A 9,835-nucleotide genomic window follows, 5' to 3' on the forward strand; every position below is an offset into this window, starting at 1 on the left:
GTTCAATATCCGGGACTGGAACAGGTCGCCATAATCTGTTATTCAGAACAACAAAATCATGATCCAGCCTATCCATCACTTCGTCCTAGTGATTTTGATTGTGACACGTCAATGCGGGGATTGACAAGTCCAGTCTTTTTTATGATCATTCTTCCATTCGGCGTTGGAGCTTGGCTGATAGTATTTGGCTTGAAAGAAATATCATTGATAGCTTTCAAAAAGGTGCCAAGCTAGTTGGGAGCTTTCAAGTGTGACAAATGCGACATGGAATTTGACGACAAAGCAAGGCTGGAGCGCCACAGGCAAGTCCACGGAAGAAAGCCAAAGATAGTCGAAGCCGGCGGCATTGATTTTGACCAAGTAGGCGCCTGACGTCACTGCAACGGCTTTTCAGAGTCAAAAAGATACAAAACCGAGTGCTAAGCCACTCCCAAATCCACTCTGCTATGAGATGCATAATTTTCATGACATTATGTCATTATAGCTAGTTTTCATACATATTATTGAATTATTGTTATACTTTTGAAACTAGCACCAATTTTGGCAAAAATCTTAAATGCGATGCTGTTCTAACACCGGCATGTACGCCAAGGTTTGCGACATTGAAATCCTTTCAAGCTACATTAGCGACGTGAGCGTCGGCGACCTGCTGACCGTGCAGGCGCTGGTGACAAATCCCCTTGACTGGCTGCACTTTTACGAAAAAATCTCCGTCATCAAACACGGCGACCGGACCAACTTTATGGTGGTGACCGCGGAAGGCGACAGGCTCGCAGGGCAGGGAGACGTGACAGAGGTGGAAAAGTGGAGCAACCGCGGCCAGTATGGATTCAAGATCAAGATAAACATAAGAAAGCAAAAGTCGCTGACGGACAGGAGGACGAGGGCGCCGCCAGGGACAAGAAAGGTTGTGCCCATACCGGTTGTCCACGCTGAAGCGCCGCTGGTGGCCGCTGCAGGAAGGCTTGTCGCCCCCGAGGCTCCGGTCGCAACCGCCGACGACATTGCGAGTTTCAAGGACATGCTGAAAGGGTCGCTTGCGATGGACATGACGGCCTGACAAAGAAAAAGGCGATAGGGAGTCAGAGTCCGAAAAGGCCAGAGTAAAAACCTCAAGGGCATCAATGAATTTCTGGAAAGCCACGCTGGCTGACTCTCATCGACGCGTGCAATTAACACTTATAACGTTCAGCCAGACCTCTAATCCTGCGTTTGGCTATCAAGGTTTTCGCGGTGGACATTGACGGCACGCTCACCGAAAACGGCGGGGGCATCATCCACTTGCCGGCCCTTGCCAAGCTGCGCTACCTTGAAAAGCTGGGCTACAACGTTATCTATGTAACAGGCAGGTCGTCGGTAGAGGCGTTTGTGCTTGCCGTGTTTGGCGGCACCACCAGGCTGGCAGTCGGCGAGAACGGCGGCGCGATAACCGTCGCCCCGCAGGAACACAAACTGCTGGCAAGCCGGCAAAAATGCATGCAAGGCTATGAGCTTTTGAAAAAGAGCATCGACGGCGTGCAGGAGAAGCCAGTGTTTCCAAGGATGACCGAAGTTGTGATGCTTCGGACGTTTGACATAAAAAAAGGGCAAAAGATACTCGACGAGCACGGTTTGCAGCTATACCTGAACGACAGCAAGTACGCGTTCCACATCAACGAAAAAGGCGTGGACAAGGCACTCGGGCTGAAAGAGGCGCTAAAGACGCTAAAGGCAGCACCTGAAGAGGCTGTCGCGATAGGCGACAGCGAGACAGACATATCCATGTTTGAGGCGTGCGGGCACAGCATCGCGCTGGGCCACGCGGACGACGCCGTCAAGCAAAAGGCAGCGCACGTCGTCAAGGGAAGGGAAGGAGCGGGGCTGGTCGAGGCAATAGACCACGTCGCGCTCAACTACCTCGGAGCCAGGGCATGACCTTTCGCGCATTTGTAGCAGAGATAAGGCAGACAGTGTCGGCAAGCCTTGCTTCTGCACGCTATCCCGATGTTATTTTTGACGTTTCCGAGCCGCCGAGAAAGGAATTTGGCGACCTTACCTGCAACGTCGCGTTTCCGCTCAGCAAGCAGCTGAAAAAGGCGCCGGCCAGCATAGCGGCCGAGCTCATCGAAAATCACATCCGGCCAAACATAAAGCAGGGCTCGCTGATAAAGTCAGTCGAGCCGCATCCCGCCGGCTATGTCAATTTTTACGCGAATTACGAAAAACTTGCGCCCCTGGCGCTGGAAGCCGCGCTTGCAAGCCCGGACACGTACGGCCATTTTGACGCAGGGGCAGGCAGGCACATCGTGATAGAGCACACTAGCGTCAACCCGAACAAGGCCCTCCACGTCGGCCACATGAGAAACGTGATCCTCGGCGACACGCTCTACAGGATAATGAAGGCCACAAACCACAGGACGACGGTCCTGAACTATGTCGACGACTCGGGCCTGCAGGTGGCAGACATCATAATCGGCTTTAAATTTGCAGGATTCCCGGTAGAGCCGCCTGACGGCCGCAAGTTTGACCAGTATTGCGGCGACGAAGTATACGTCAAGGTAAATCAATTATACGAAAAAGACCCTGTGCTTGCCGAAAAGCGCAAGGTCGTCCTGCGCGAGATAGAGGAGGGCAAGTCCGAGCTGGCAAAATTTGCAGCCGAGATAACAAAGAGAGTGCTTGACGAGCAGTTAAAGACATGCTGGCGCATGAAGGTGCGATACGACGTCCTCAATTTCGAGTCGCAGATAGTCGTGTCCAAGATGTGGAGCAAGGCGTTTGAGCTCTTGAAAAAAGAGGGGCTCGTAAAATTCGAAGAAGAGGGCAAGAACAAGGGCTGCTGGGTCATAGAAGCAGAAGGAGAGGAGGACAAGGTAGTCGTGAGGAGCGACGGCACGGCCACATACGTCGCCAAGGACATACCGTACGCGGCGTGGAAGCTCGGGCTGGTGGACGACCCGTTCTACTATGAGAAATACGCGCAGCAGTGGGACGGTTCGGCGCTGTACGCGACGACCCTTGGCAGCGCAGAAAAGCCAGAGTTTGCCGGAGGGGATAGGGTGATAACGATAATCGACTCGCGCCAGGCGCGCCTGCAGCGCATCATATCTCAGGTGCTCGGCAAGATTGCAGCCGGCAAGCACGACTACCAGCACCTCGGCTACGAGGCAGTCACGCTGTCTGCCGGCACGGCAAAGGCGCTTGGCATCGACATCGGCGACAGGCAGTTCATGCACATGTCCGGCAGAAAGGGCATCTATGTCGGCGCAGACTATGTCCTTGACAGGCTGCGCGACAAGGCAATGGATGAGGTAAGGACACGCAACCCCGAGCTCCCGGCAGAGCAGGCAGGCAGGGTGGCAGAAGAGGTCGCGATTTCGGCGATACGCTACAACATGGTCAGGCAGGACCTCGACAAGATAATCACCTTTGACATCAACGAGTCGATGAGCCTCGAAGGCGATACCGGCCCCTACCTGCAGTACGCCTACGCCCGGTCGCAGCGCATACTGGAAAAGTCGGGGATGCAGGTCGCAGGCGCCCGGTTCGAGCTGCTGGCGCACGAGGCGGAAATCGCATTGATAAAAGAGATAGCGAAACTCGACATGGCAGTCGAGGACGCGGCAAGGTCGCTGTCTGCAAAGGCCCTTGCGCGCCACGCGTACACGCTTGCGACCACGTTCAACCTGTTTTATGAAAAGGTGCCGGTGCTGAAAGAGCCGGACAAAGAAGTGCTTGCCGCACGTCTGGCGCTTGTTAAGGCGCTTGGCATCGCGCTGAAAAACGCGCTGGACATACTGGGCGTGACTGCGCTCAGCAGGATGTAGCCTTTTGCATCTGACGCCTTATCAGCCGGCCCTTGGCGCCGTGGTACTGCGGCTTGGTCCTCAGGTTCTTGCTGCAGCATGGGCACTTTGCGGATGCAATCTTCATAAAGACCGCCCTGTCGCAAAAGATGCACACCTTCATTCCCTTGGAATAATCGATCTTTTTCAATGGGATATAGTTCGGGTGCTGTCTGCACAGCCCTTTGCATGGCATCTTTTGTCAGGCGCTTTTTCTTCCTAGTTAAGATTATGGAATGTCATGCCACAAGATTGCTACAGAAGAATTTTGTGTTGGGACACAATTTGAGACAGCCAAACGAGCGTGCAAGAGCTGGAAAGGATATAGCCTCCGGCTAGGTTGATTTTTATCCCCTGCCTCTTGCTACCCCACTGTTGAAGATACAGGAAGGTGCGTACGTCCTCCTTTTCCATACGCCGCGCAAAAAGTGGCTGACCAAGGCGGTGCCGGAGAAAAAGATCCACACCCACCTCGGCGTTATCGACGTGGGCGCGGCGATAGGGATGGAGTTTGGCTCCGTCTTGAGGACGACGGAGGGCAACGTCATTTTCCTCATCGAGCCCACCACTCACGACTTTATCATGAAGTCAGAGCGCAAGACGCAGATTGTTTATCCCAAGGACCTTGGGTTCATCGCGGCAAGGACCGGCATGAAGAACGGATCAAAGATCCTCGAGATAGGTACCGGGAGCGCGGCCACCGCGACGTTCTTTGCCAGCATCGCCAAGCCGGAGGGGCACGTCTACACCTACGACGTCAACCCGGCTTTCATGGAGATCGCCAGGCGCAACCTGGAAAAGGCTGGCATGACCGACTATGTCACAATGAACCAGCACGACCCGCACCAGGGCGTGGCTGAAAAAGAGATGGACATTGCAATCGTCGACCTTGGCGACCCGTGGACGGTGCTTGACCAGGTCCACGACGCGCTAAAGGGAAGCGGCGCCTTTGTGGCGATATGCCCGACTATGAACCAGATAGAAAAGACCGCGACAGAGCTGAAAAAGAGCGGGTATGCCGACATCGAGTCCATTGAACTGATGATAAGGGTGATGGAGGCCAGGGAGGGCATGACCCGGCCGTCGATGCGCATGATCGGGCACACGACGTATCTAGTGTTTGCGAGAAAGGTGCAAAAGAAGGTGCATGTCGAAGAGACTGTTGACGACGATGAAGAGGATACAGAAGAATAGCAGGATTAGCCCTTTCCATGTACCTGCTTGTGGTCCCCTATTGAACGGATTATTATGGCGCGATTCTCTTTGTCGACAGAGTACAACAGCCGAAATGACTTTGTAGCGTTATACGCATAGCACCTTATGCCGCTCACGTTCTTGAACCGGCCCAGGGCAGAAGGGTCATCACTTTCGGCCAGCTCGTGCATGGCCCCATCAAACAATTGGAATTTCTGAGAATCCCTTATCTTGTTTGATTCACGAAAGGCAGAATCGGATATGCGGATAGCCCAGGTCAATTATTGTTGTCTTTGATAGCTCGAACTAGTTCGTCAGGGTTTGCAAAATCCCGGTATTTGCCTTCTTTGATTTCCTTCTCGCTCTGAATCACTGCAAGCCTTTCGCTTCTAGTCAATGGCTGGTTTTCGCGAGTCTTTTTTGTCTTGCGCACAATTTTGGATTTCTTTAATTGCACTGCTGCCGGTAATACCACTAGCCAATATAAAAGATCAGCTAAGCTCAAACTCGGCCTGCGTCCCAACAGTTACGTTGTGTCGCTCTGAAAATCCCGCCACGGTTTCAAGCACGTACATCGAGTTCCTGTCGGGAGTATAATTAGGGCAGTCGAGGACGCTGGGGCACGGCTTTAGGTCCGGCTCTATGTGCACCACCTTTTTGCCGGCGTCAAGCCAGATGATGTCTATCGGGAACTTCATGCCGTTCATCCAGAATCCGTGGGGCGCCTCGCTTTCAAACGGGAAGAGCATGCCCTCTGCCTCCGTCATGTTGTTACGCACACCAAGCCCCAGGCTCTTTTGGTTCGGATCCGCTGCAATGTCGGCCAGCAGCCGGACATCGCCTATCGACACCACAGTCTGGTTGTAGCCGGGGAGCCCTCCCGCCCTGACTATGGGCGAGTTTGGCTCTGGCCCGCCTACCGAGAAGATAGGCGTAAAGAGTAGCACGCTCAAAAGCGCGGCGGCTGCCGCAATGCCTCCCGCTATTGCGACTGCGACTATGGTGCGCACAGGCCTTTTTGCCGCTGTCGATATTTATGCGATTGGCTTGGCAAGCCGGACGTGCACCAGCTGCGGGCTCGCCTTGCCCTGCATTATCCTCGGCTCGTTGCCCACCCTGCGGAAGTACGAGGCCAGCACCACCGCCCACGGCAGGACGTGCCTGCCCTCCGACTTGGACTGCAGGCTGACGATGTTGTTGCTCCTGTCGTGCTTTACTCCGCCAAGGCAGCTTATCTTTAGCGCCGAGTCCACGAGGTCCAGCATCTCCGCGGCGCCCATGCCGGAAAGCTTTAGCCCGTATTTTCTCTCCATTATTTCCAAAAGTTCCGACGCGGGGTCCTCGTTGTTGACGGCGCATTCCAGCATGTGGGCAGAGAGGCCGTTTTCAACGGCGCGGGCAAGTTCCAGCGCCTTTGCGGCAAGCGCCGGCGGCGAATCCAGGATTTGCTTTAGCTCTGCCGCGCGGCCCCACGCGTCTTCAAAGTTCTTGGACTGGAGCGTCCCGTAGGCGTCAAGCGACGCAAACAGCGCCGCCTTGCCGTTGCTCGAGTCGACAGAGACCATGTGCGCGGAATCTATTATCACGACGTTTGACTGCAAGTCGTCGGCCATCCGGAGGTCTATGCCGTCCGGGAGCGAAAACAGGCTCTCGCTGCCGACGCACTTGGCGTCCACGATGAACCGGATGCGCGCGCCGTTTGTCGCGGCCTTTACCAGGTGCGACTTGCACTGCGACGCGAGGCGCAGGCCCCAGGCGTCCAGAGTCGCCGTAACCGACGAGCGCGAAGCAGCAATGAGGCTGCCGATCTTTGCAAGCGCGGAATCCGGGTCTAGTATAAAGTAGCGCCGCTCTTCAGAGCCGCGGGGCCGCTGCCCCTCGTCGCTCAGTTTCTGCAGCTTGCCAACGATGTTGCGCATGTTTTTCACCCTGCGCTCGTGCAGGTTGACGATCTCGCCAAACGCCTCTTCCGGTGGTATCGCGCTGCAGATGAGCGGCTTTTGCTTTGACACCACTGCCAGCCGCTTTTTCTCGAGTTTCTTTACTGTCTGGTACACCTTTGTCCTCGGTAAATTGGCGTAATAGGCAAGGTCGCTTGCGGCCAAAGAGCCGCGCCCTATCATGGTAAGGTACGCCCGGGCTTCATATTTTGAAAGGCCAAACTCTTCAAGGCTGGCCGGAAGGTCACTGTTAGCAGTATCCGCGTGCATCCAGCGTCTTTTTTCTGGCCGGCAAGGTAAAACGCTTGGTCAAAGCTTTTGCGCCCAAGTTTGAAAAAATGTCAAGCTGTTACCGCCCACCCGTGTTACCGCGGTGACAAAACGTTCCGGCACACCGGTCGGTATATTACAATTGTCTGGAGCACTGCCATGACGTCCAAGTGGGTAAAATCAGAATCAGTTGTTACCGACGATTCCACCGTTTCGCCAAAGCCGGGAGGGCCCCTGAGGCCGAGGCTCGAGGCAGTGCAGAAAAGGATTGAGGCGCACGTCGCAAAACTCGACTCTTTGCAGTCAGAGCTGAGGACCAAGGACGACGAGGCTTTCAGAAAGCTGATGGCGTCGATAAGGGAGAGCAACGCCCAGTACTCGACCGTGCTGTCGGCAGAGCTTGCCCGGGCGAGGCAGGTCAGCAGGATCGTCTCTACTGCGAGGGTCGCGCTTGAAAAGATCCATGCGAGACTGTCGTCGGTGTCTGACTTTGGCGACCTCGTCATAGTGCTGAGCCCCGCAATGGCCGTGGTAAAGAGCGTGAGGTCGTCGCTGACGCCCTACGTGCCAGAGATGGAAGGGGAGCTGGGCATCGTGTCAGAACTGCTGTCCGGCATCCTGGTGGACGCAGGCCAGGTGGGCGGCTATACCATCAATTTTGAGACTGCAAACGAGCAGGCCGCCCGGCTGGTTGAAGAGGCGGCGGCCTCTGTCGAGCATAGGATGAAGGAGGAGTTTCCAGGCATCCCGGACCTGCCGGTGGTCCCAAAGGCTGCCTAGGAGGCCCCGGTCACTGCCGGTAGGCTCAAAGCCCAACATCTTTTGACCCTGTTGTTTTTCGTCGTTTTGCAACAAAATCCGTAAAATCATTGCTTTTCAGAAAGGATGCCACTATCAGGGAGAGGGCAACGGTAGCCCTTGCCAACCTGCAGCGAAACGCCTACGCCATGAGCATGCTGAGGGGCAGGCTGGAGTCGAGGATCAACTTTATCCTGAGCGGGGCAGGCAAGGGCGGCGAGTACCAGGAGATGGCAAGGGTGCTGGAGCTGGTAAAGAACAGCGAGCTGATACTCAACGAGCTGTCAGGCAAGGTCGAGTCGGCGCGCTTTTTGGAGGAATTCATCACGATAATCGACAGCGCGGCGTCGTCGGTAAGCGGGATAAAGGGCGACGTCGAGAACCTGGTCCCGATAGCCGAAAACGCGCTGCTAGAGATGCACGACGCGATTGCCAATATATCTGGCGGCCTGTACGCCGAGCCGGGGCACGCCGAGGCGCAGCAGATCCTCGACGAGGCGGCGGCCGCCCCGGCCGTCGAGGCGCCAAGGAGAGAGCAGGCAGCGCCGGCCATAACCCCGGCCCAGGCGCCTCGGGAAGAGGAACGGCAGGCCGAGCTGGCTTAGGTGCAAACTTTTTCGTCAGCTGGGCAACATAGATTTACACCATAGTAATTCAAACGCGTAACCAAGTTCTGCTAGAGCTGTAATTATATGAGTCTCGCACCACAAGAACTTGAAAATAGCGCTAGCAAGTATGCAGCCGAGGCGATCAGGCTCGACTCCCAGGGCTCCCGCGGCATGGCAATCCAGTCATACCAGAGGGCGATTGAGGCGCTGGTCAAGTTGGTCCAGATCTACCCGGATTACAAACTCAACAAGGTATACATGGAGAGGGCAAACGCCTACCAGAACAGGATAAAGGCGCTGCAGATGTCCCACGGCATCGAGGACGAGGAGAGGCCGACGCCCATCGAAGGCAGCGAAAAGCCGGCAAACGGCAACGGCAAGGGCTCCGCGCCTCCGTCTGCCAAGGCAGGCAACGTCGAGACCCTGAAGGCGGACTTTGACGACCTTGTCATGAAGGACAAGCCCAAGGTCAGCTGGGAAGAAGTCATCGGCCTCGACGACGCCAAGAGGGCCATACGCGAATCAATATCATACCCGATGAAGCGGCCGGACCTGTTCCCGCTAGGATGGCCTCGCGGGATACTGCTCTACGGCCCGCCGGGGTGCGGCAAGACGCTGCTTGCAGCAGCGGCTGCGGCCGAGATAGACGGCTATTTCATCAACGTCGACGCGGCGTCGATGATGAGCAAGTGGCTGGGCGAGGCGGAAAAGAACATTTCAAAACTATTCAAGATGGCTCGCAGCCTCAACGAGAAGGAGAGCGTGCCGGTTCTTCTGTTCATAGACGAAATCGACTCGCTTCTGGGCCAGAGGAACGGCGAGGTGGGGGGCGAGGTGAGGGTCAAGAACCAGTTCCTCACCGAGATGGACGGCATCAACGGCAAGTCGAAGGAGTCGCAGCTCTACATCATCGGCGCGACCAACAAGCCATGGAGCCTCGAGGCGGGGTTCCTGAGAAGGTTCCAGAAGAGGATCTACGTGACTCTGCCGGACAACGCGTCGCGCACCAACCTCTTTAACCAGTACACCAAGCCGTTGAACACCGAGACCGTGCTAAAGATAGAAGAGCTTGCCAAGATAACCGACGGCTACAGCGCAAGCGACGTCAAGGACATCTGCCAGTCAGTGCAGCTGCGCGTCGTCAACGAGCTGTTTGAAAGCGGCAAGGCGATGGAGACTGGCGCGACCACGAGGCCTATTG

General features: G+C 55.8%; 13 protein-coding genes. 9 read left to right on the top strand and 4 right to left on the bottom strand.

What is annotated here, in order from left to right; translation table 11 throughout:
* The 5 genes from ACREAY_RS06870 to ACREAY_RS06890 form a co-directional block, all read left to right on the top strand.
* Positions 1–234, top strand: a 234-nt coding sequence (locus tag ACREAY_RS06870; RefSeq protein WP_431755024.1) for a hypothetical protein, incomplete at its 5' end; no start/stop codon positions are given.
* A complete protein-coding gene (locus tag ACREAY_RS06875; protein ID WP_431755025.1) occupies positions 235–372 on the top strand; it encodes a C2H2-type zinc finger protein in 138 nt (45 codons plus the stop codon).
* 208 nt (positions 373–580) lie between these two features.
* The gene (locus tag ACREAY_RS06880; RefSeq protein ID WP_431755026.1) at positions 581–1,060 is read left to right on the top strand and encodes a hypothetical protein; all 480 of its coding nucleotides are present in this window, start codon (positions 581–583) and stop codon (positions 1,058–1,060) included.
* A gap of 152 nt (positions 1,061–1,212) precedes the next feature.
* Positions 1,213–1,914 (top strand): phosphoglycolate phosphatase, encoded by a 702-nt coding sequence (locus tag ACREAY_RS06885; protein WP_431755027.1) that lies wholly within the window; start codon positions 1,213–1,215, stop codon positions 1,912–1,914.
* Positions 1,911–3,806 (top strand): arginine--tRNA ligase, encoded by a 1,896-nt coding sequence (locus ACREAY_RS06890; protein ID WP_431755028.1) that lies wholly within the window; start codon positions 1,911–1,913, stop codon positions 3,804–3,806. Before ACREAY_RS06885 ends, ACREAY_RS06890 begins: the two co-directional genes overlap by 4 nt.
* On the opposite strand, the gene ACREAY_RS06895 is transcribed toward ACREAY_RS06890, so the two are convergent.
* The gene (locus tag ACREAY_RS06895) at positions 3,793–4,020 is read right to left on the bottom strand and encodes a hypothetical protein (RefSeq protein ID WP_431755029.1); all 228 of its coding nucleotides are present in this window, start codon (positions 4,018–4,020) and stop codon (positions 3,793–3,795) included. The genes ACREAY_RS06890 and ACREAY_RS06895 overlap by 14 nt on opposite strands.
* Before the next feature lie 179 nt (positions 4,021–4,199).
* Between ACREAY_RS06895 and ACREAY_RS06900 the strand changes: the two genes are divergently transcribed.
* Positions 4,200–5,018 carry a tRNA (adenine-N1)-methyltransferase gene (locus ACREAY_RS06900; protein WP_431755030.1) on the top strand — a complete coding sequence of 273 codons (819 nt, stop codon included), beginning with the start codon at positions 4,200–4,202 and terminating at the stop codon, positions 5,016–5,018.
* 5 nt (positions 5,019–5,023) lie between these two features.
* Here the strand turns inward: ACREAY_RS06900 and ACREAY_RS06905 are convergent, their stop codons facing one another.
* The 3 genes from ACREAY_RS06905 to ACREAY_RS06915 all read right to left on the bottom strand — a co-directional run bounded on the left by ACREAY_RS06905 (position 5,024) and on the right by ACREAY_RS06915 (position 7,228).
* Entirely contained in the window at positions 5,024–5,209 is a 186-nt protein-coding gene (locus tag ACREAY_RS06905; protein WP_431755031.1) for a hypothetical protein, read from the bottom strand.
* Positions 5,210–5,509: 300 nt separating this feature from the next.
* Entirely contained in the window at positions 5,510–6,028 is a 519-nt protein-coding gene (locus ACREAY_RS06910) for a DUF192 domain-containing protein (protein WP_431755032.1), read from the bottom strand.
* A 24-nt stretch (positions 6,029–6,052) separates the two neighbouring features.
* Entirely contained in the window at positions 6,053–7,228 is a 1,176-nt protein-coding gene (locus tag ACREAY_RS06915) for a TrmB family transcriptional regulator (RefSeq protein ID WP_431755033.1), read from the bottom strand.
* 159 nt (positions 7,229–7,387) lie between these two features.
* On the opposite strand from ACREAY_RS06915, the gene ACREAY_RS06920 reads away from it, so the two are divergent.
* From ACREAY_RS06920 to ACREAY_RS06930, 3 genes are all read left to right on the top strand, one after another.
* Complete coding sequence (locus ACREAY_RS06920; RefSeq protein WP_431755034.1) at positions 7,388–8,008, top strand: Snf7 family protein; 621 nt, start codon at positions 7,388–7,390, stop codon at positions 8,006–8,008.
* An 89-nt stretch (positions 8,009–8,097) separates the two neighbouring features.
* Entirely contained in the window at positions 8,098–8,631 is a 534-nt protein-coding gene (locus tag ACREAY_RS06925) for a hypothetical protein (protein ID WP_431755035.1), read from the top strand.
* A gap of 87 nt (positions 8,632–8,718) precedes the next feature.
* Positions 8,719–9,835, top strand: a 1,117-nt coding sequence (locus ACREAY_RS06930) for an AAA family ATPase (RefSeq protein WP_431755036.1), incomplete at its 3' end; no start/stop codon positions are given.

Source organism: Nitrososphaera sp., assembly GCF_050748925.1.
In the GTDB taxonomy this organism is placed as follows: Archaea; Thermoproteota; Nitrososphaeria; order Nitrososphaerales; family Nitrososphaeraceae; genus Nitrososphaera.

Bases quoted from the DNA above. Each gene is read 5' to 3' on its own strand.
- ACREAY_RS06880 (WP_431755026.1), top strand. From the start codon at position 581: ATGTACGCCAAGGTTTGCGACATTGAAATCCTTTCAAGCTACATTAGC.
- ACREAY_RS06890 (WP_431755028.1), top strand. From the start codon at position 1,911: ATGACCTTTCGCGCATTTGTAGCAGAGATAAGGCAGACAGTGTCGGCA.
- ACREAY_RS06895 (WP_431755029.1), bottom strand. From the start codon at position 4,020: ATGCCATGCAAAGGGCTGTGCAGACAGCACCCGAACTATATCCCATTG.
- ACREAY_RS06905 (WP_431755031.1), bottom strand. From the start codon at position 5,209: ATGCACGAGCTGGCCGAAAGTGATGACCCTTCTGCCCTGGGCCGGTTC.
- ACREAY_RS06915 (WP_431755033.1), bottom strand. From the start codon at position 7,228: ATGCACGCGGATACTGCTAACAGTGACCTTCCGGCCAGCCTTGAAGAG.
- ACREAY_RS06920 (WP_431755034.1), top strand. From the start codon at position 7,388: ATGACGTCCAAGTGGGTAAAATCAGAATCAGTTGTTACCGACGATTCC.